17 protein-coding genes are annotated in these 20210 nt (G+C 59.7%); 9 read left to right on the top strand and 8 right to left on the bottom strand.

What is annotated here, in order from left to right:
• The first annotated feature begins 27 nt into the window (after window positions 1–27).
• Both CLV89_RS05395 and CLV89_RS05390 read left to right on the top strand, forming a co-directional pair.
• Entirely contained in the window at window positions 28–1098 is a 1071-nt protein-coding gene (locus CLV89_RS05395; RefSeq protein WP_106162605.1) for an A/G-specific adenine glycosylase, read from the top strand.
• A gap of 74 nt (window positions 1099–1172) precedes the next feature.
• On the top strand, window positions 1173–2315 hold the full coding sequence (locus CLV89_RS05390) for an alkane 1-monooxygenase (RefSeq protein ID WP_106162604.1): 1143 nt from the start codon (window positions 1173–1175) through the stop codon (window positions 2313–2315).
• A gap of 61 nt (window positions 2316–2376) precedes the next feature.
• On the opposite strand, the gene CLV89_RS05385 is transcribed toward CLV89_RS05390, so the two are convergent.
• The 4 genes from CLV89_RS05385 to CLV89_RS05370 all read right to left on the bottom strand — a co-directional run bounded on the left by CLV89_RS05385 (window position 2377) and on the right by CLV89_RS05370 (window position 6373).
• On the bottom strand, window positions 2377–3774 hold the full coding sequence (locus tag CLV89_RS05385) for an adenylate/guanylate cyclase domain-containing protein (protein ID WP_106162603.1): 1398 nt from the start codon (window positions 3772–3774) through the stop codon (window positions 2377–2379).
• Window positions 3775–3966: 192 nt separating this feature from the next.
• Window positions 3967–5073: a site-specific DNA-methyltransferase gene (locus CLV89_RS05380; RefSeq protein ID WP_106162729.1), complete on the bottom strand. Its 1107-nt coding sequence runs from the start codon at window positions 5071–5073 to the stop codon at window positions 3967–3969.
• Between the two features lie 108 nt (window positions 5074–5181).
• A complete protein-coding gene (locus tag CLV89_RS05375) occupies window positions 5182–5799 on the bottom strand; it encodes a ribonuclease HII (RefSeq protein ID WP_106162602.1) in 618 nt (205 codons plus the stop codon).
• A gap of 106 nt (window positions 5800–5905) precedes the next feature.
• Entirely contained in the window at window positions 5906–6373 is a 468-nt protein-coding gene (locus CLV89_RS05370; protein WP_106162601.1) for a hypothetical protein, read from the bottom strand.
• Window positions 6374–6542: 169 nt separating this feature from the next.
• On the opposite strand from CLV89_RS05370, the gene CLV89_RS05365 reads away from it, so the two are divergent.
• From CLV89_RS05365 to CLV89_RS05355, 3 genes are all read left to right on the top strand, one after another.
• Window positions 6543–6836 carry a hypothetical protein gene (locus CLV89_RS05365; RefSeq protein ID WP_005624313.1) on the top strand — a complete coding sequence of 98 codons (294 nt, stop codon included), beginning with the start codon at window positions 6543–6545 and terminating at the stop codon, window positions 6834–6836.
• Window positions 6808–7509: a winged helix-turn-helix domain-containing protein gene (locus CLV89_RS05360; protein WP_106162600.1), complete on the top strand. Its 702-nt coding sequence runs from the start codon at window positions 6808–6810 to the stop codon at window positions 7507–7509. The genes CLV89_RS05365 and CLV89_RS05360 overlap by 29 nt, the downstream gene beginning before the upstream one ends.
• 252 nt (window positions 7510–7761) lie before the next feature.
• Window positions 7762–9312 carry a DUF427 domain-containing protein gene (locus tag CLV89_RS05355; protein ID WP_106162599.1) on the top strand — a complete coding sequence of 517 codons (1551 nt, stop codon included), beginning with the start codon at window positions 7762–7764 and terminating at the stop codon, window positions 9310–9312.
• 135 nt (window positions 9313–9447) lie between these two features.
• On the opposite strand, the gene amaB is transcribed toward CLV89_RS05355, so the two are convergent.
• The 4 genes from amaB to betC form a co-directional block, all read right to left on the bottom strand.
• A complete protein-coding gene (gene amaB / locus CLV89_RS05350; protein WP_106162728.1) occupies window positions 9448–10956 on the bottom strand; it encodes an L-piperidine-6-carboxylate dehydrogenase in 1509 nt (502 codons plus the stop codon).
• 8 nt (window positions 10957–10964) lie between these two features.
• The gene (locus tag CLV89_RS05345) at window positions 10965–12086 is read right to left on the bottom strand and encodes a saccharopine dehydrogenase family protein (RefSeq protein ID WP_106162598.1); all 1122 of its coding nucleotides are present in this window, start codon (window positions 12084–12086) and stop codon (window positions 10965–10967) included.
• A gap of 118 nt (window positions 12087–12204) precedes the next feature.
• A complete protein-coding gene (locus CLV89_RS05340; protein ID WP_106162597.1) occupies window positions 12205–12633 on the bottom strand; it encodes an Lrp/AsnC family transcriptional regulator in 429 nt (142 codons plus the stop codon).
• Window positions 12634–12763: 130 nt separating this feature from the next.
• Window positions 12764–14281: a choline-sulfatase gene (betC, locus tag CLV89_RS05335; RefSeq protein ID WP_106162596.1), complete on the bottom strand. Its 1518-nt coding sequence runs from the start codon at window positions 14279–14281 to the stop codon at window positions 12764–12766.
• Between the two features lie 574 nt (window positions 14282–14855).
• Here betC and CLV89_RS05330 point away from each other — a divergent pair.
• The 4 genes from CLV89_RS05330 to CLV89_RS05315 all read left to right on the top strand — a co-directional run bounded on the left by CLV89_RS05330 (window position 14856) and on the right by CLV89_RS05315 (window position 20157).
• Window positions 14856–16724 (top strand): putative bifunctional diguanylate cyclase/phosphodiesterase, encoded by a 1869-nt coding sequence (locus CLV89_RS05330; protein ID WP_243394937.1) that lies wholly within the window; start codon window positions 14856–14858, stop codon window positions 16722–16724.
• A gap of 212 nt (window positions 16725–16936) precedes the next feature.
• Window positions 16937–17983, top strand: coding sequence for a TRAP transporter substrate-binding protein (locus CLV89_RS05325; RefSeq protein ID WP_106162594.1), 1047 nt, complete (start codon window positions 16937–16939; stop codon window positions 17981–17983).
• Window positions 17984–18073: 90 nt separating this feature from the next.
• Window positions 18074–18655 (top strand): TRAP transporter small permease, encoded by a 582-nt coding sequence (locus CLV89_RS05320; RefSeq protein ID WP_106162593.1) that lies wholly within the window; start codon window positions 18074–18076, stop codon window positions 18653–18655.
• Window positions 18652–20157, top strand: coding sequence for a TRAP transporter large permease (locus CLV89_RS05315; protein WP_106162592.1), 1506 nt, complete (start codon window positions 18652–18654; stop codon window positions 20155–20157). The genes CLV89_RS05320 and CLV89_RS05315 overlap by 4 nt, the downstream gene beginning before the upstream one ends.
• Window positions 20158–20210: the final 53 nt, after the last annotated feature.

Genomic DNA, 20210 nt, shown 5'->3' with positions numbered 1-20210 from the left:
GCCAAACCAGAAGCCAAAGGATAAAGAATGCGTGACCTCTCCGTGCATCCAGAGACACTCAGCCAGGAACTGTTGGCCTGGTATGATGTCCATGCCCGTCAGATGCCCTGGCGGGTTGGCCCGGGTGATCGCGCGACAGGTGTGCGCCCCGATCCCTATCGGATTTGGCTGAGCGAGGTGATGCTGCAGCAAACAACCGTGGCCGCCGTAAAAGACTACTTTGAGCGCTTCACGCGGCGCTGGCCGCGTGTCACTGATCTGGCCGCAGCGGCGGATGCCGACGTCATGGGCGAGTGGGCAGGACTTGGCTACTATGCCCGTGCCCGAAATTTGCTGAAATGCGCCCGTGTGGTAACGGCCGATCACGCGGGGGTCTTTCCTGACACTTACGATGGTTTGATCGCACTTCCGGGCATCGGACCTTATACGGCGGCGGCGATATCAGCGATCGCCTTTGACCGGCAGGAAACGGTGCTGGATGGCAACGTCGAGCGTGTCATGGCCCGTTTGCATGACGAACACACCCCCTTGCCCGGCATAAAACCCGTCCTGAAAGATCACGCCGCACAGCTGACGCCCGAAAACCGCCCCGGAGACTATGCGCAGGCGGTCATGGACCTTGGCGCGACGATCTGCACCCCAAAATCACCGGCCTGCGGCATCTGCCCCTGGCGTGCCCCATGTCAGGCCCGCGTTGAAGGCACCGCTGCTGAACTGCCAAAGAAGACACCGAGGAAGCCCAAACCAACCAGGCTCGGATACATCTACCTCGCTCGATCCTCGGAGGGTGACTGGTTGCTGGAACGACGCCCGGACAAGGGGCTGTTGGGAGGGATGCTCGGGTGGCCCGGGTCAGATTGGAACGAGAGCCCTCAAGAGGCGCCCCCCTTTGCCGCCAATTGGCGAGATCTCGGTGCCGAAGTTCGCCATACCTTCACCCATTTTCATCTTATCCTGCAGGTACGCGTCACGGAATTACCGCTCGACTTTCAGCTCTCTGCCGGACAAGAGATCGTCAAACGTCACGATTTCCGACCCTCGGACTTGCCAACCGTCATGCGAAAGGCATTTGATCTGGTTCAGGCTGAAATGCGCTAATGCGCCCTATTGGGTTGGCGGCACTTCAGGATTAGGCTCGACTCATCCCTTGCCCGCAGACCCGGAGCCATTCGATGACCCAGTTCATTCCTGCCGCTCAGCTGCGCGATTGGCGGCGTGCCCTGCCCTTCTGGCTGTCGCTGACATTGCTGCCACTGGTCTGGGTGGGTGCGGTTCTTGGCAGTTGGTGGGTCCTGCTGCCGCCGCTGGCAACCTGGTATCTTTTTGCTGTTCTTGATGGCTTTCTCGGCCTCGAACTGGACAACGCGGATCCGGAGTCATCCGACGCGGATCTGACCTGGTATATTCGCCTGACCACGGCCTGGGTGCCTTTGCAATTCATCACGCTCTTCGGCCTGATCGCCTATGTCACCGGCGCCGACCACCTCAGCAGCCTTGAGAAATTCGGCACGTTCTTTGGCATGGGTGTGGTCGCAGGTACCATCGGGATCAACTACAGCCACGAACTGATGCATCAGACCAACCGCTGGGAGCGCTGGATGGCCGACATCCTGTTGGCGATGGTCCTGTATTCGCATTTCCGGTCTGAACATCTGCTTGTTCACCACCGCTATGTCGGCACACCGCGTGATCCGGTTACGGCCCGCTATAACGAAGGCTTCCACAGGTATTATCCCCGCGTGTTGAAGCAGTGCTGGCATTCGGCATTCAATGCGGAACGCCAGCGCCTTACACAGAAGGGGTTGCCCTGGATGCACCGCAGCAACCCCTTCATACGCTACTGGGCGCTGCAGACTGGCATGATCTTGCTTTCGCTGTTGATTGGCGGCATCTCAGGAGGGCTTCTTTTTCTGGTCCAGGCCGGTGTCGCGATCTGGCAGCTGGAGCTGGTCAACTACATTGAACACTACGGCCTGACGCGCAAACACCTTGGCGATGGCAAGTATGAGCATGTCAAACCCCATCATTCGTGGAACGCGGCGCAGAAGGCATCAAACTGGCTGCTGATCAATTTGCAGCGCCATTCGGATCATCACTACAAACCGGACCGACGTTTTCCGCTGTTGCAGAACTATGCCAAATCCGAGGCCCCACAGTTGCCCTATGGATATCCGGTGATGACCGTGGCCGCGATGATCCCCCCGCTCTGGCGCCGGGTCATGAACCCAAAAGTGAGACTCTGGCGCAAACAGTATTACCCGGAGATCACCGACTGGACCGCCTATAACAGAGTGACCAACCCAATGCCCCGCTGATACTACGTTTCGGCATGGCCCCAGAAAACCGAGCCTGTGCATAGACGTATAGACAACGCTGCTATCTGTCGCGCGGCAACGCCCAGACGGACATCGGCCCGTCCAGCCCTCGGATGGTTTGATCTGGATGAAAGGTGAACCCCTCCAACAGATCGTCGGCCCCACCTTCCTGCTGAAGTTGCGTGCAGAGTGCGTCACTCATGGCAATCCGCGCTGACAGCGCGCGCGTCATCGCCTCCAGCCGCGACGCGACATTCACCGCTGTCCCGATAACCGCGTATTCCAGCCGGTTGGCCCCGATGTCGCCTTGTACTGTCTCGCCGAAATGAATGCCGATGCCCGCGTGGATTTCCGCGGCTCCGATACTGCGGCGCTCTTGGTTCCACTGATCGAGCACACGACACATGGAGCGGGCACAGGCCAGCGCTTGCGATGCGTCATGTTTGCCGGGCATGGGGGTGCCGAAGGTCGCCATCAACCCATCCCCCAAGTACTTATCCAGCGTCCCGCCGAAACGAAACACTTCCTGCTCCATACGCCCATGAAACCCGCGTAGCAGCTCAATCACCTCAACGGCATCCTTATCCGCCGCCAGTCGGGTAAATCCGACAATGTCGATGAATAGTACCGCGATATTGGACATACGAACCTGGTTTAGCGGATCATCATTCTGCGACAATTGCTCCACAACGTTGGGCGAAAAATACCGTGATAGATTCGCGTGTTCACGAGCCAGGTCTGCATTGCGATCCAGCATCAGATAGAACCGGCGGGTAGATTGCGCGAGGATCGCCGCCACCATCAGAAAGACCATTGCCTCCTGAATGCGAAAGCGAAACCCGACATCGTTGGGATCATATAGCGCAAGGACATGCGGCCACTCCGCCAATGCCTCGGTCAGGCGTTGCGCGATCTCGTTGCTTGGCGTCATGAAGTACCACATGAGCGCTGACCCGCTGAGCCAGATCACGCTCGCCCAAACACCAATTCCAATCACCGTGCGCCAACTGTACGCGAGGGTGCCAAAGGCGAGAATGATAAAGAAGTACATAAAGTTATCGTACTGATACAGCATAGGAATTGGCATTTCCTGCTGATCGAACGGGTTCGGGAAAACCATGCCAAAGGTCATCAGAACAAGATCGAACATGATCAGTGCGACTTCTGCATGCGAGCGCCCCACGCGGGCAAATCGTCGAATGAAGAACCCGTTGACGCATAAGATCGCCAGAAGGGCGATGTAGTAGAGCTGCGAGGGGTGCGGGTAGACCAGGGCAAGGAATACGCCAACGATCGGCATGATGATCCAGCGGGCCAGCACCGCCATTTCCACGCCGCGGCGTTTATGCTCTTCCAGCGCCTCCCGGATGTGTCTCGTCTTCAACGCATCATCCTGCAGGATCGGATCCAATGGTGCGCGCCCGGGCGCTGCGGATGCAGGTGTCGCGGCTGAGACCATCCTGACCTCCCCTTATGAAACGTGGTTTTTATAGGTTGCTTGGCTGCAAAATAGGCAGGCTGCAATTGAGTTGCACGCCTATTCCCAGAAGATAATGCAAAAAACCCCGCCAGAACGGCGGGGCAAGGTGCAGTGTGCCGCGCTCATTGGGTAGCACACCGTCGGCGTTCGAATGTTCTGTAGAACCGTGGCTCAGTTTTGCATTTCCGCCCGGATCTGCTGGCGCAAGACGTCGATCGGGACGGTTTTGCCATCCTTCTTGAAGCACCAGTAAGTCCAGCCGTTGCAGGAGGGGGCGTTTTCGAGATGTGCGCCCACCTGATGGATCGAGCCTTTGATGTTGTCCCCGATCAAGGTGCCGTCTGCCCGAACCTTGGCCTTGTGGCGGCGGTTCATGGAATAGAGCTCCTCGCCCGGGCGTAGCATACCGCGCTCCACCAGCTGACCGAAAGGTACGCGTGGCTCCGCCCGTTTGGAGGCCGACACCTGCAGCGCCTCACGGTCGAATTTGCGCACGCCCTTGATGCGGGCCTCGGCCACCTTGCGATAGCTCTCTTCACGCTCGATGCCGATGTATTCACGCCCCAGCATCTTCGCCACCGCACCGGTGGTGCCGGTGCCGAAGAACGGGTCGAGCACCACATCGCCGGGATTGGTCGAGCCCACCAGGATACGATGCAGCAATGCCTCGGGTTTCTGCGTCGGATGCGCCTTGTCGCCATTGGCGTCCTTCAGGCGTTCGTGCCCGGTGCAGATCGGCATCACCCAGTCGGAGCGCATCTGGATACCCTCGTTCAGGGATTTCAGCGCCTCGTAGTTGAAGGTGTATTTCGCCCCTTCGGACTTCGACGCCCAGATCATCGTCTCATGCGCGTTGGTGTAGCGCTTGCCACGGAAGTTCGGCATCGGGTTGGATTTGCGCCAGACCACATCGTTGAGGATCCAGAAGCCCTCGTCCTGCAGCGCGGAGCCGACACGGAAGATGTTGTGGTAGGATCCGATGACCCAAAGCGCGCCATTGGGCTTCAGAATGCGGCGGGCCTCTTTCAGCCAAGCGCGCGTAAAGTGGTCATAGACACCGAAGCTGGAAAACTGGTCCCATTCGTCGTCGACCGCATCCACCATGGAGTTGTCAGGGCGGTGCAACTGCCCTTTGAGCTGAAGGTTGTAGGGCGGATCCGCGAAGATCATATCGATCGAGTTGGAGGGCATGCTTGCCATCCTCTCGATACAGTCGCCATCTAGAATCGTGTTTAAAGGGAGCGCCGTTGCGGCGCCCTTCGCGATGGTTTTGTTCATTTGCTCTGCCTCGATAACCACGGCGCTTATGCGCTCATTCTGGTTGTCCACAGGATGAGTCATCCCGGATTCGAGGTCAATTTGTTTTTTGAATCAGCTGACTACGGTTCACTCTTGATACAATATCTTGTGTACCGGCTTAAAGGATCTTCTATGATGAGGGGTCACCCCTAGTTTCACCAAAGCGTCACGATGTTGTTTGGATGGGTAGCCGGCGTTCTTCTCCCATCCATATCCGGGAAACTGTTGCGCTAAATCCACCATGACCCGATCTCGGGCTTCCTTTGCAAGGATCGAAGCCGCTGCAATCGACACGGAGCGACCATCCCCCTTGACCACGGCTTCGGCAGAAATCGCCAGGCCGCGCGGAATCAGGTTCCCATCAATCAGAAGATAGTCCGGCAGCGGATCCAATGCCGCCACGGCGCGTTCCATTGCCAGATGCGAGGCACGCAAGATGTTGTGGTTGTCGATCTCCTCGACACTCGCATGAGCAACAGCCCAGTCGGCGCGGGCCTGTATTTCGGATTCAACTGCGACACGTTTCTTGGCACTCAGCTTCTTGGAATCATTCAGCCCAGCAGGAATGTCAGCAAGGTTCAGAACGACCGCGGCTGCAGTCACGGGGCCGGCAAGCGGGCCGCGACCGACCTCATCAACACCGGCAATGCGCAGATAGCCACGGTTCAGCGCGGCCTCTTCCAAAGAGAAATCAGGGTAATCCATGCGACCCACAGACCCGGTTTTGAAGGACCGTGCAAGGGAGATTAACACTAAAAAGGGCGCACAGGGCGCCCCAGTTTTTTGCTCGATACCTTGGTTTCCGATCAGCTTATCGGCGAACTAAACGATACCCATGCTTGCGCAGGCAGCCCGGACGATACCCACGACGGCTCTTGTGCCGGTTCTCCAGCTCTGCATAGCACCGATTGGGCAGCTTGCGCACAAAGTCATAATTGCGGTTCAGACAGCGCATCCCAAGGAGGCGACGATCCTTGCCGCGCACTCGGATATTGGTCAGACACTTGGCTGGCAGATCGTAGCGGCGAACACGCGGTGGTAGCGGCTTTGGGTGTGGTTTGGGATCGACATGCGGGCGCTCGCGGCGATCATCTCGCCTGTCATTGATCGCAGCACCGATGATCCCAAGGATCGCGGCACCGGCGATGAATTTCGCGATGTCGTCGCTGTCAGCACGTGCCGGAGCGGTCGAAAATCCGGTAATCGCGACGGCAGCTGCCAAAATGACAGCGATGAACTTGCGATGAGCGTTGCGAGAGTTTTGAGGAACTTGGGTCATAACAGTCTATCCTGTGTCAGGTGCGTGGGTCGGCTGGACGTCAACCGGATGACCCAACCTTCGCCCCGACGCTGAAAGACAGGCAATAACGCCCGCCTGTTATCAAATATCAGCGCCCCAACACCCTGTTGTCATTGAATATCAGGGGCCCCGACTGCATGATGGGCGCATGACACACATTCGCAAAATCCCCGCCCTTCTGCTGCTCCTCGCAGCCCTCGCGCAGCCCGCGCATGCGGCCGGGTGCTATGCCGATTACAAGGCAAAGCAGGACCAGCCGCTGAAGCTCCATTACGGTGTGATGGAACTCTCCGGGGCCTGCTCCAAATCCGCCGCCCGCGATGAGGTGGCCGCCCGTCTGCAACGCGCAGGCTGGACGCTTCTGAACGTCCTATCCGTTTTTGGCCCCGAGGGGCTCGACAAAAGGAAAGCGGATGCCGGATCCAACTTTCTCCGTTTCTGAGGTTCGCAACGCCGGATCACGGGTGATCGCGTTGGGTATTGGCGCCATCGTTGCGCTGTTGGTGATCGCGGGCACGGTGTTGTTGCTCACTTTGCCCGATGGCAATGCGTTTAACGCGCGCGTGGAACGGGTATTCGTCGAGAACGACCTAACCACCCAAGCCGAGGTCAAGCTCTTGGAGATCCTTGCGCAATCCGGCACCGCCTTTGCCGACACATTGGCCAGCTACCGGATGGTGATCTTCGTCCTCCTGGTGTTTGCAACGGCGATGATGATCGCGGCACTGGTGGTGCTGGCGATGCTGGTGATGCTCAACCGCCGCATGGCGCAGATCGAGCGGGCCGGTATCCAGGTGACCGAACTGCTGATCAGCCGAGAGGAACACACCGTCTACCTCAACAACATGGGCTTCAAGCTCACCAAGGCCGCGATGGAAACGCTTTCGGTGCTGGCCGAGGCGCGGCTCGATGATGATGTGCTTTCGGGCGCTGAAATCGAGGCGGTGATTTCCGGCAAATCCAGCACTGACTGCGAAGAGGCCGCCGGGGCCACGCGGATCAAACGCCTGCGCGACACCCTTGGCAATCAGATGATCAGCGAGCTGTTGGTCAAGAACATCGCCAAACGCGGCTATGTGCTGGCGATCAACAAGGATGTCATCCGTATGGTGTGACGCCCGCCCCGGTCCACCCGGGTCACCCCGGATACGCAAAAGGCGGGGGTGCTCCCGCCCGTCGTCTGTGAATTGAAAATTCCCATCCTCCCGTTGGGCCCGGCAGGCCGCGCCGAAGGCGCGGCCTGCCGCCCGGCGACGTGCATCGCACGGCGCAATCCCTCAAATGTGATCCCAGCAGCGGGCGAGGGGCTGGAAATCTGCCGCAAACCTTCCCATATTAGGAAGGCTAGTTTTGGACAGATACACCCCATGAACATTCAGGTCTCGCCGCGCAGCGGTTACGGTATCCTTGTGGAGCAACTGGACGGCCCGGTTGCTGCCTATCACGGCGACACGCTCCTCGCGCAGAGCAGTCGTGCCAAGGTGATGTATGAAACACGCCTCTCCCCCGTGGTCTATTTCCCCAAGGAAGACCTGCTGGTGGATATGGACAAGGCCTGCAGCAAGACCACCTTCTGCCCCTTTAAGGGCACCGCCCATTACCGCGACCTGATCCTGCCCGGCAAGAAGGAGCTGTGCAGCGCGGTCTGGAGCTATGACGAAACCCTGCCCGAGGCGCGCCAGATCACAGGCCATGTCGGCTTCATACCCGAGGCGCTCGACCGGCTGGATCTGGGTCCAAACCGCCTGCAAGCGCCCGATGACGGCAATATCTCCGGCCCATTGGTGGACTGGCTCCTGCGCGAGGCGGCCTTCCTGCCCTCGCCCGTGGATTTCACACAGGCCTTCGTCGCCAAACTGCACGAACAGGGTCTGCCCATCAGCCGCCTGACCATCCTCGCCTGGGCCTTGCATCCCCGGATCGCGGGCCACCATTACCTGTGGGAAAAAGGCGTGCCGGGGGTGGAGACGTTTTCGCCCTCTTACGAGATCCACGAAAAGCCGGAGTTCAAGAACTCTCCGCTGCGCCATGTCTCCAAGGGGCTTGGGGGGCTGCGCTATCGATTGACCGGCTCGACTCCGCCCGAGGACTTCCCGATCCTGCGCGACCTGCGCGACCGCGGCATGACCGACTATGTCGCCATGCCGCTGCCATTCTCGGACGGGCGGATTAATGTGCTGACCGTCGCATCAGACGCCCCTGATGGCTTCAGCACTGCTGATCTGGGCTTGATCTTTGAATGCTCTGCGGTGATTGCGCGTTATTACGAGGTCTTCATGCAGCGTGAAAACGCGCAGGCCGTGCTGGAAACCTACGTGGGCAAACGCTCCGGTGCGCGGGTGCTTGGGGGCAACATCCGCCGAGGGGACGGCGATGAGATCGACGCCGCGATCATGTTCTGCGATCTGCGCGGCTCCACCCTGCTCGAAGAAACCCTGCCGCGCGACAAATACATCAACCTGCTGAACAGGTTCTTCGAGACCACCTCCGATGTGGTGCATGAAAACGGTGGCGAGGTGCTAAAATTCATCGGGGACGCGGTGCTGGCGGTGTTCCCGGCCGGCCAGAACCCGGCCGAAGCCCGCGCGCAGGCGCTCGCTGCCGCACGGGGCATTGTCGCCGCGCTGGCCGAGATCGAGCCCTGCCCGTCGCTGCCCAATCTGGACTGCGCCATCGGGATTGCCTCGGGGTCGGTGCTTTATGGCAACATCGGCTCGCAGGAGCGGCTGGATTTCACCGTGATCGGTCAGGCCGCCAATATCGCCGCACGTCTGGGCGATTACGGCAAGACCATTGGCCATCGCATCGTGGTGTCACGCGACATCTTGACTGAGACCGCCGAGGCCAAACCGCTGGGACATGTGAAACTGCACAATGTCTCGCAGCCGGTCGAGAGCTTTGCCATCGCGGCAGACTAACAGAAACCTCCCCGCCGCATTCGGTAGGGAGGGAGACCCTCTGACACTCGTTACCATCACACAGCTTGTCCCGCCTCACTCCGGCGGGCGCGTGGCTGCCGCTTGCGCGACAGCCGAACTCGGAATGCCCCGACCTTAGATGTCGAACTTCACACCCTGCGCCAGCGGCAGCTCTGCGGAATAGTTCACGGTGTTGGTCTGGCGGCGCATGTAGGATTTCCACGCGTCAGAGCCGCTCTCACGCCCGCCGCCGGTTTCCTTCTCGCCGCCAAAGGCACCGCCGATTTCCGCGCCCGACGGCCCGATGTTGACGTTGGCAATGCCACAATCAGAGCCCGCCGCAGTGAGGAAACTCTCCGCCTCGCGCATATTGAGCGTGAACACGCAGGAGCTCAGCCCCTGTGGCACGTCGTTTTGCATCTCCACCGCGTCCTCAAAATCGTCATAGCCCATGACGTATAGGATCGGCGCAAAGGTCTCCTCTTTGACCGACGCACTCTGACCGGGCATCTCGACGATTGCTGGCGCCATATAGACACCGCCCGCGGGCACGCCCTCGGTGACGCGCGCGCCACCATGCACGGTGCCGCCCTCGCTCTCGGCCGCCTTCAGCGCCGAGGTCATCGCATCCCCTGCGGCCTCGTCCACAAGCGGGCCAACCAATGTGCCCTCGGCCTGCGGGTCGCCAATCGGCAGACCAGCGTAGGCGGCCTTCAGGCGTTTCACCAGATCCTCGCGGATGGAGTTATGCACGATCAGGCGGCGCAGCGAGGTGCAGCGCTGACCGGCGGTGCCCACGGCAGAGAACACAATCGCCCGCACTGCCATTTCCAAATCCGCCGAGGGGGCCACGATCATCGCGTTGTTGCCACCCAGCTCCAGAATGCATTTGCCGAACCGCTCTGCCACCACAGGCGCCACCGCGCGGCCCATGCGGGTCGAGCCCGTGGCGGAAATCACCGGCACGGATGGGCTGGCGACCAGCACCTTGCCGAGTTCCGCATCGCCAATCAGGGTCTGCAGCAGGCCCTCGGGCGCGTCGTCGCCAAAGCGTTTTACCGCGCGTTCAAAGATCTTGGTGCAGGCCAGCGCCGTCAGCGGTGTTTTCTCCGACGGTTTCCAGATCACCGGATCGCCGCAGACAATCGCCAGCGCCGCATTCCACGACCAGACCGCAACCGGGAAGTTGAACGCCGAGATCACGCCCACCGGCCCCGAGGGATGCCATGTCTCGCGCATGCTGTGGCCAGGACGTTCCGAGGCGATCGTCAGACCATAAAGCTGGCGCGACAGACCAACTGCAAAGTCACAGATGTCGATCATCTCCTGCACTTCGCCAAGGCCCTCCGAGGTGATCTTGCCCGCTTCCCAGCTGACCAGCGCGCCAAGGTCATCCTTGGCCGCGCGCAGCTCTTCGCCGAGCAGGCGGATCAGCTCACCGCGCCGCGGGGCCGGCACCACGCGCCATGCCTTGAACGCGGACTGCGCGCGATCCAGAATCGCGGGCATCTCGCTTGCGGGGGTGTCGTGGACCTCGGCCAGCGTGCTGCCATCAATGGGCGAGCGCACCGCGCGATTGCCACCGCTCAGCTCTGCTGCTGTGAGGTCAAGGTTCTTCAGGATATCGTCTGCTGTTCGTGCCATGTCTTTCATCACTCAGCTGCCAATTTTGTTGTGTCTGTCATGTGGTCAATGTCGCCCGCCCGGTAGAGCTGGCCAAATTCAGTCTCAAGGAACGCCTGAAGGTTCACCTGCTCCTGACGCACAAAGCCGCTGGAGGGCAGTTCGCCGCGCCGCACCAGATCCACCACACCCAGAACACCAGCGGTGGTGGTGACTTGGATCGCGCTCCATGTCTTGCCGCCGATCTGGCGGGAATAGCTCTTGTTGATCAGGCTCTTTTCACGCAGCTCGCCATTGATGCGGCCCCGCGCGGTGCAATAGACCAGCACCACGTCCTGATCGGTGCGCGGCAATGCGCTCTCGAAAATCTCTTTCATCAGGTCGCGGCGGCGTTCCAGCCCCAGATCATGCAGCAGCATTTTCAGGATGTCGCAGTGGCCGGGATAGCGGATCGACCGATAAGAGACCGCCCGCGCCTTCCCGTCGAGCGTCTCCGGCAAGGTGCCAAGCCCGCCCGAGGTGTTGAAGCATTCGTACTCCACCCCATCAAGGCTCAGACGCTCGTAATCTTCGAGCGGCGCGGTCTTGGTGCGCGCGCCATTCACGATGGCATCGCAGGGGTTGCAATACTCGTTGATCAGCCCGTCGGTGGACCATGTGAGGTTATATTTCAACGCGTTGGTCGGAAATTTCGGCAGCGCACCCACCCGCATGTGCAGGCTGTCCAGCTCGTCAAACTCCGCCGCCAATGATGCGCCCGCGATGCCCACAAAACCGGGCGCAAGGCCGCTTTGGGGCATGAACACCGTCTTGCTGTCCTGCGCCAGTCTGCGCACGGCATCGGTGGCGGCCACATCTTCGGTAAGGTCGAAGTAGTGCGCGCCAGCCGTTTTGGCGGCCTCCGCAATCATTGGCGTCAAAAAGAACGGCGCGGCAGAGATCACCGCGTCAAAGCCCTGAAGCCCCTTAGCCAGATCCACCGGATCCTTGGCATCGATCTGCCGGGTCGGCACGCCCAGATCCGCGACCGCGCTCAGCGCGTTCAGATCATGATCCGCGAGGGTGACCTGATAATTGGGGGATGTCTTCAGGAACGTGGCGATCGCCTGACCGATCTTGCCCGCGCCCACGACACAGATGTTCCATTGCATGTGACCTGCACCTCCTTGTTTTCAAACAGGGTGCAGGTTCCATTGTTCGTTTTGTAGGGATTGGATTGTCGGACTGACGTAAATTCGCGCCGTTATGACGGATCAATCGTCATATCGTTCAAACGCGATCAATCCGACGCCCGAAGACCACCAGCGTATTGGTGCGCTGCACCCCCGGAATGCGGCCCACTTCATCGACCAGAATATCCAGATCCTCAATCCGCGGCGCTTCGGCCGAGACCATCAGATCGTATTCGCCATTGATCGACAGGCACTGGCGGATCTCGGGATAGGCTTCCAGTCGCTTGGTGATGCGACCGGTTTCCTTCTGCTGTACCTCCAGCAACACGACCACCATGACGGTATTTCCCTCATCGGGATCGCGCAGCACCACGGTGTAGCCCGCGATGATGCCACGGTCCTCCAGCCGGGTGATCCGCTCATGCACGGTGGTCCGCGCCACCCCGAGCTTTGCCGCCAGCTTGGTCGTGGATTCGCGTGCGTTGTGCTGTAGTGCCGCGATGATCCGGCGATCCAGATCGTCCATGGTGCCTCCGATGTGGTCTGCTGAAAACTTCTGCAAACCCTGCGCCCGGGACGCAAGCGCTTTGTGCACGCAAGCTGATACCACAGCACGCGCCCGACGCCCAATCGCGAGCAGGCGCGTGACCCCGGGCTCAGGTGTCCAGCTTCGGCGCCCGTGCCTGATCCTCGACGACGTTGAGATCCATGTGGTTGCGCATATAGCGTTCTGAAGCCTTCTGTAGCGGCTGATAGTCCCATGGGAAATAGCCGCCCTCACGCAAGGCCTCATAGACCACCCAGCGGCGGGCCTGGCTGGCGCGCACATCGGCGTCAAAGCGATCCAGATCCCAGCGGTCAGCGGCAATCGCCTTCAGCGCGGCGTAGCCGTCGGCATGAGCGGGATCCTCAGCCAGGTTGGTCAGCTCGTGCGGGTCGGCCTCGAGATCGTAGAGCTGATCGGGGTCCAGCGCGCAGAGGTTGAGCTTGTAGCGCCCTTGCCGCAGCGAGACCATCGGCGCATAGGAGGCCTCGGCGGCATATTCCATCGCCACCGGGCTCTGCCGCTCTGCGCCCTGACCGAGCGGCACCACGCTTTCGCCCGCGGTCCAGGGCATGACCTCGTCCATGCTGACCCCGGCCAGATCGCAGAGCGTCGGGCAGACATCGATGTTGGAGACCGGATCGGTGACCAGCTCCGGGGTCATGTTGGGGGCACTGATCATCATCGGCACCCGCGACGAGCCCTCGTAAAAGCTCATCTTGAACCACAGCCCGCGCTCGCCCAGCATGTCGCCGTGGTCGGCGACAAACAGGATGATGGTGTCCTGATCTTGACGGGTGCCGCGTAGGGCCTCCATCACCTCGCCGATCTTGTCGTCGAGATAGGAGATATTGCCGAAATAGGCCCGGCGGGAGCGGCGCACGTCCTCTTCGGAAATGTCGAAGTTGCGCCAGTCATTGGCGTCGAAGATCCGTTTGGAATGGGCGTCCTGATTATCATAGCCGAGGTCGCCCACCTCGGGCAGCAGGTGGTCGCAGTCCTCATAGAGATCCCAGTATTTCTTGCGGGTCACGTAAGGGTCATGCGGGTGGGTGAAGCTGACGGTGAGGCACCAGGGCCGGTCGTCCTTGCCGCGTGCCAGATCATAGATCTTCTGGGTGGCGTGAAAGGCGACCTCGTCGTCGAATTCCATCTGGTTGGAGATCTCGGCCACACCGGCGCCGGTGACCGAGCCCATGTTGTGATACCACCAGTCGATGCGCTCGCCCGGTTTGCGATAGTCGGGCGTCCAGCCGAAATCGGGCGGGTAGATGTCGGTGGTAAGCCGGTCCTCAAAGCCGTGCAGCTGGTCGGGGCCGACGAAATGCATCTTGCCGGAGAGGCAGGTGTAATAGCCCGCACGGCGCAGGTGGTGGGCGTATGTCGGGATGGAGGAGGCGAATTCGGCGGCATTATCATAGACGCCAGTGGCGGAGGGCAGCTGTCCGGACATGAAGCTGGCCCGTCCCGGTGCGCAGAGGGGGCTGGCGGTATAGCAGTTTTTGAACCGGGTGGAGCGTTGTGCCAGTGCCTTCATGTTCGGCGCGTGCAGCCAGTCCGCCGGGCCATCCGGAAACAGTGTTCCGTTCAACTGGTCGACCATGAAAATCAGGATGTTGGGAGATGTCATCTGGGCGTCTTTCTGGTGGCTCAATGGGGTGCAGGCGGCTCTGAGAGAGTTGAGAGCAATGATTGCTGTCTGCCGCCAAGCCGAGTCAACTGGATCCGAGACCCTGTCGTGTGGTTGCTTCAGCGGCTTCTTGGTTCATGGTGCACCCTATCTAGTTATTGACTGACCCGTCAATCAAATCATTTTCCACTTGCGTGTTTGGCGCATTCAACTGGCTGCCGAACGAGTGAGGAATCTGCGCCCACGTGAGGGCTCCGCCATGGGTGGGGAATAGACCCAAGCTGCACGGTCAGAGCGATTGCGCCCGCGTTGGGTATTTAACGGTATTTTTATCAACAACCTCCAGTTGACAGGTGAAGCTTGGATGCTACGGTTCTAGAAGATCGGGAGGCTATCAATGCTCTGCGGCAGAATGCGGCGACGGACGGCGTGGAAAACAGCCTCTCGACGGATTGGCACGGTCTGCGCTCAACCGCTTCTCGTGTTTCCCCTCGTGTTTGCGTCGACGGACACCGCCCGCGCCGAGAGTGGCGATGCCAGTCACCAGAAAACGGGGTTAAGCGGCCCCGACGCCATGGGCGCACATACCGCCCCATCTGGAACCACAATCACGGAAGCGTTTTACGCACAGCAATCACCGGCTGTGGGCGTGCTCTATCTAGTTTGCGCCGCCATAATTCTTGCACTGCTCCTCGCAGAGACTCTTCGACGTCTCCGGCGCGTGCCGGAACAGGGATCGCCGCCTCTTATTGCGACCTCCACCATCGCAGTGTTCCGCCCCGGAACAGATAGCGTTGCCATTCTGGATGCGGAGGCACGTGTCATTGACGCCAACCCACAATTCCAGTCCGAAACCGGATTGCCACTGGCCAAGATCCGGGGACGACCCATCTGGGCGCTTCACGCCAAAGGATTTGGCAGACTATTCTGGGACAGCGCGTTGGATGAGGCACGACGCAGCGGGTCCTGGAACGGCGAGGCACGAACACTCGATCACGGTCATCTGCCAGAAACAGAAAACATGTCGGTGCGCGCTCATAACGAGAGCGGCGGTGCCGATATAACCTTTGAGTTCCGGTCGCGCCGGCCCTTCAAGCCAACGCCAAAACCAGCGTCTTCAGTCGAGACAAAAATGCGCGATGCGCTCACCGGTCTTCCAACCCGGCGGGCGATGAAGTCACAAGTGGAACTTGCAATTATCCGTGCGAAGGCCGCGCATACTGAACTGGCGTTGATCACCATCGATCTGGACCGGTTTCGAGATATCAACTCCATTTTCGGCGACGACATCGGCGATCGCGTTCTGGAGCGACTTGCGAATGCATTACGCACCGTTGAATCCTCGAACATCACGGCGGGTCGTATCGGGGGGGATGAATTCATTCTGCTGGTCGAGCACGTCGCCAACGCTGAGGCCGTCCTCAACATCGCGCACGATATCAGCACCACACTGGGGGATGAAGTTGCCGTTGACGGCCTGACGTGCAGATTAAGTGCCAGCATGGGCATCGCTCAATACCCCAAGGATGGCGAAGGGCAGCGAGGCCTGATGCAGGTGGCTGGCGTGTCGCTTTGCCATGCCAAGGCGAAGGGCCGCGGTCAGATTTGCTTCTACTCCGAACACATGGAGCAACGTTCCAGCGACAGCCTGCAGATGGAAATCGACCTGCGGCGCGCAATTTCGGACAGCGAATTGCTGATGTTTTACCAACCCCAAGTTGACCTGCGCACCGGGAGCTGTATCGGTGCCGAAGCCTTGTTGAGATGGCAGCACCCAAAGAAGGGGTTGTTGCTGCCCGGCGGTTTTGTTCCACTCGCCGTCGACGTGGGTCTGACCACAGCGATTGATAATTTTGTCATACAGGAAGTCTGCGCTCAGATCGGACAGTGGAAGGATGATGGTTTTGCGCCGGGCAAGATTTCGATCAACATATCTGCAACCACGCTGCTGATTCCGGACTTTGCCAGCGACCTGAAGGCCACGGCAGATGCCCACGGCCTGGATTTGAGCCAACTGGAAATCGAAGTCCTGGAAAGCACGCTTTTCCCACGTATGCGCAGTTCCATGAATACAATAGAGGAGCTGCGAAGCCTGAAGGTGACCCTTGCCATTGACGATTTCGGGACCGGGTACTCTTCTCTTGCGATGCTGAAGGACCTGCCGATTGATCGCATCAAGCTCGACCGCCGCTTTATAAAATCCCTGCCCCACGATAGCAAAGATGATCGTATCGTCGCAGCGATCATTGCCATGGGCCGCAGTCTCGGAATCAACGTGATCGCAGAAGGTGTTGAAACACGTGAACAGCGGGACAGGTTGATCTCGCTCGGCTGCACCGAAGCCCAGGGGTTCCTGTTCAGTCGCCCGATCAAAGCGCATGACTTTTCCAGCGGCTGGCTGAAATGCAATCGCCCACACGCCTTCGTGGGCGCCTCTACCTGACGGCGCATGTGACCGCTACCAAAGTGAAATTCGCGCAAAAACACCCCACCTCTTCCGTTGATAGTTACAAAAGCACCTAATAGCCCTGCATCAAGGGCATTTGGATGGCTCAGCTTCATGCGTGCTCAAAAAACGGGCGCGACATCGAGATCTCATGCGGTAAGGTTGCCGTTGAGGAGCCGTAAATGGTCCCGGTCAAAGGGAGGAAACGCATGACCACTCGCAGAGCAATTCTCGGTGCCGCCACCGCACTGGCAATGTCCGCCATGGGCGCATTGCCCGTTGCCGCACAGGAGGTGACACTAAAGATGCACCAGTTCCTGCCCGCGCAGGCGAACGTACCAAAGCTGATCCTGGATGTCTGGGCCGACAAGGTCGAAGAGGCGTCTGGTGATCGGATCAAGATTGACCGCTACCCGTCGATGCAGCTGGGTGGCAAGCCGCCAGAGCTGATCGACCAAGCGCAGGACGGTGTTGCCGATATCGTCTGGACCGTCGTCGGCTACACGCCGGGCCGTTTTCCGTCGACCGAAGTCTTCGAATTGCCCTTCATGATGACCAACGCGCGCGCCGTCAGCCACGCGTATTGGGATATGATGGAATCCCATTGGCTGGACAGCGAGTTCAAGGATTTCAAAATCCTGGCGGGATGGGTGCACGGCCCAGGCATGTTCCACACATCTGACCCGGTCGAGACGCCAGAAGATCTCGAAGGCGTGAAAATTCGCGGCGGCTCGCGCTCCGTGAACGCGCTCCTGACGGAAATGGGCGCGACCCCCGTTGGCATGCCCGTGCCAGCCATCCCCGAAGCCCTGTCGAAGGGTGTGATCGACGGGACAACGATTCCGTGGGAAGTCACCACCTCTCTGAAGGTTCCGGAGCTGGTCGAAAACCACACCGAGTTCGAAGGGCGCGCGCTTTATACCCTGACCTTTGTTCTGGCGATGAACAAAGAGAAGTATGACAGCCTGCCGGATGACCTGCAGAAAGTCATCGATGACAACTCCGGCCTTGAAATGTCTGTTTTTGCTGGCGGCACCATGGCGGATTCCGACATGCCCGCCCGTGAGAATGCGCTGGATCTTGGCAACAACGTCATCACTCTGGACGCAGAACAGACCGCCGTATGGCGCGAGCGGTCCCAGCCCATCTACGACAACTGGCTGGCTGACATGACCGAGCGCGGAATCGACGGTCAGGCGCTTCTGGATGAGGCAACCATGCTGATCGAAAAATACACGCCGCAGTACGAGAACTAATCGAGACATCCATTGACGGGGTCCGCCTGCCTGTGCAGCGGGCCCCGTCGCATGCAATGGTGCTGTATAAAGCCAAAGGTGGGCAAAGGCATGCATAACTACATGATGGGGCTGGCGCGGATCATGGCGATGATCGGCGGCGCGGTCCTGACACTTCTCATTCTTCTGACCTGTATCTCGATCGCCGGGCGCCTGCTGAACGGCGTGTTTCACAGCGACGGGATTGAAGCCATGATGCCCCAATTCGCGGACTGGATGACGGCGCATGTCGGCCCCGTGAACGGGGATTTCGAACTGGTCGAAGCGGGCGTTGCTTTCGCGATCTTCTCGTTCATTCCGCTGTGCCAGATTACTGCAGGTCATGCAGCGGTTGATGTCTTTGCCAATAGCTTTCCGCCTAGGGCAAACCGGATACTGCGCATGGTGACCGAGATTATCTTCGCCCTTGTGCTGGTTCTGATTGCCTGGCGACTTGGCGCTGGAACGGTCAGCAAATTCGAAAATGGCGAGACGTCGTTCCTGTTGGAATTCCCCACCTGGTGGGCCTATGGCACGAGCCTTGTGGCCGCTGTAGTGGCCGCAATCGTCGGAATATACATGGCCGCTGTTCGCAGCATCGAAGCCCTTACTGGCCGGATCCTCGTCCAGGACGGCGTGGAGACACAATCATGAGCGCACTCGAAATCGGTATCTGGTCTTTCCCCGTTCTGATGGGGTTGATCTTCCTGCGTGTTCCGATCGGTCTGGCAATGTTCCTGGTCGGGCTGGGCGGTTTGGTTGCCGTCACTGGCGACACCCTGGTGGCTTTTGGCCGCCTGAAGAACGAGACCTACTCGACCTTCTCCTCCTATTCGCTGTCGATCATTCCGATGTTTTTCCTGATGGGGCAATTCGCGACCCTCGGCGGCATGTCCACGGCTCTGTTCAAGGCCGCCGAAGGCTTTATCGGCCACCGCAAAGGCGGCGTGGCCATGGCCGCCATCGGTGCCTGTGCCGGCTTTGGCGCGATTTGCGGCTCCTCACTGGCGACCGCCGCCACCATGGGACGCGTCGCCCTGCCCGAGCTGAAGAACTATGGATACGCCAGCGGGTTTTCCACCGCTACACTGGCGGCCGGCGGCACCCTCGGCATCCTGATCCCGCCCTCTGTGGTTTTGGTGATTTACGCCATTCTGACCGAACAGAATATCGCCAAGCTGTTCCTCGCGGCCTTCATTCCCGGCCTTCTGGCAGCAATCGGGTATGTCATCGCAATCTCCGTCTACGTGCGCCTCTTCCCTGAAAGCGCGGGCACCCGGGAACCGATCCCGTGGCGCGAACGGTTTGCGCTGCTGATCGCAGTCTGGCCGGTGCTTCTGGTTTTTGGCCTTGTGGTGGGTGGTATCTACGCCGGTTGGTTCACCCCGACCGAAGGTGCGGCAGTGGGCGCGTTGGGAACCGGGTTGATCGCGTTGGCCAACGGAGGCCTGACTCGCAGCACGCTGACCGATAGCTTTCTGGTCACCGCACGCTCCACCGCGATGATCTTCTTCATTGTGCTGGGTGCCGCCTTCTACAACGGCTTCCTCGCTTTGACGCAGGTGCCACAGGAACTGGCAAACTTCGTGGTCGCGCAAGGCCTCAGCCCATGGATGGTCCTCGCACTGATCCTTGTGTTCTACCTATTCCTGGGTTGCCTGATGGACAGCCTTTCGATGATCCTGCTGACAATCCCGATTTTCTATCCGGTGATCTCGGCAATGGATTTCGGCCTCGTATCGCTCCCTGCCATGCAGGCGGAGGCCGCGATGGAGGTCCTTCGAAATGGTGTGCCGGAGGGCATGGGTGCAGAAATGCTCGTCTCGATTCAGGACGCGATCGCCAATGGCGCAGAGCTGACCCGCGAGCAAATGAAAGAACTCGGCATTCGCGTGACGCAAGGCATCGCAAACCGGTTGGAGACTGAATATGTCGCCATCTGGTTTGGCATTCTGACGCTCATCGTCGTCGAGGTTGGCCTCATCACGCCGCCCGTGGGAATGAACCTCTTTGTCATCAATGCGATGGATCCCAAATCGCGCATGGTGGACACGTACAAGGCAGTCATGTTCTTCGTCGGATCCGATCTGATCCGGGTGGTGATCTTGGTGTTGTTCCCTGTGATCACACTCTTGCCCCTGATGCTGCTCTACTGACGGTGCACACATCCAACAAAGAAACGCGCGCCCCATCAGGGTCGCGCGTTTTT

This window comes from Tritonibacter scottomollicae (assembly GCF_003003215.1).
Lineage (GTDB): Bacteria > Pseudomonadota > Alphaproteobacteria > Rhodobacterales > Rhodobacteraceae > Epibacterium > Epibacterium scottomollicae.
This window is presented reverse-complemented; position numbering and strand designations above follow the sequence as displayed.

Bases quoted from the DNA above. Each gene is read 5' to 3' on its own strand.
- CLV89_RS05390 (WP_106162604.1), top strand. From the start codon at position 1,173: ATGACCCAGTTCATTCCTGCCGCTCAGCTGCGCGATTGGCGGCGTGCC.
- amaB (WP_106162728.1), bottom strand. From the start codon at position 10,956: ATGGCACGAACAGCAGACGATATCCTGAAGAACCTTGACCTCACAGCA.
- CLV89_RS05355 (WP_106162599.1), top strand. From the start codon at position 7,762: ATGAACATTCAGGTCTCGCCGCGCAGCGGTTACGGTATCCTTGTGGAG.
- CLV89_RS05365 (WP_005624313.1), top strand. From the start codon at position 6,543: ATGACACACATTCGCAAAATCCCCGCCCTTCTGCTGCTCCTCGCAGCC.
- CLV89_RS05380 (WP_106162729.1), bottom strand. From the start codon at position 5,073: ATGAACAAAACCATCGCGAAGGGCGCCGCAACGGCGCTCCCTTTAAAC.
- CLV89_RS05330 (WP_243394937.1), top strand. From the start codon at position 14,856: ATGGGCGCACATACCGCCCCATCTGGAACCACAATCACGGAAGCGTTT.
- CLV89_RS05315 (WP_106162592.1), top strand. From the start codon at position 18,652: ATGAGCGCACTCGAAATCGGTATCTGGTCTTTCCCCGTTCTGATGGGG.
- CLV89_RS05320 (WP_106162593.1), top strand. From the start codon at position 18,074: ATGCATAACTACATGATGGGGCTGGCGCGGATCATGGCGATGATCGGC.
- CLV89_RS05325 (WP_106162594.1), top strand. From the start codon at position 16,937: ATGACCACTCGCAGAGCAATTCTCGGTGCCGCCACCGCACTGGCAATG.
- CLV89_RS05395 (WP_106162605.1), top strand. From the start codon at position 28: ATGCGTGACCTCTCCGTGCATCCAGAGACACTCAGCCAGGAACTGTTG.
- CLV89_RS05370 (WP_106162601.1), bottom strand. From the start codon at position 6,373: ATGACCCAAGTTCCTCAAAACTCTCGCAACGCTCATCGCAAGTTCATC.
- betC (WP_106162596.1), bottom strand. From the start codon at position 14,281: ATGACATCTCCCAACATCCTGATTTTCATGGTCGACCAGTTGAACGGA.
- CLV89_RS05375 (WP_106162602.1), bottom strand. From the start codon at position 5,799: ATGGATTACCCTGATTTCTCTTTGGAAGAGGCCGCGCTGAACCGTGGC.
- CLV89_RS05345 (WP_106162598.1), bottom strand. From the start codon at position 12,086: ATGCAATGGAACATCTGTGTCGTGGGCGCGGGCAAGATCGGTCAGGCG.
- CLV89_RS05385 (WP_106162603.1), bottom strand. From the start codon at position 3,774: ATGGTCTCAGCCGCGACACCTGCATCCGCAGCGCCCGGGCGCGCACCA.
- CLV89_RS05360 (WP_106162600.1), top strand. From the start codon at position 6,808: ATGCCGGATCCAACTTTCTCCGTTTCTGAGGTTCGCAACGCCGGATCA.
- CLV89_RS05340 (WP_106162597.1), bottom strand. From the start codon at position 12,633: ATGGACGATCTGGATCGCCGGATCATCGCGGCACTACAGCACAACGCA.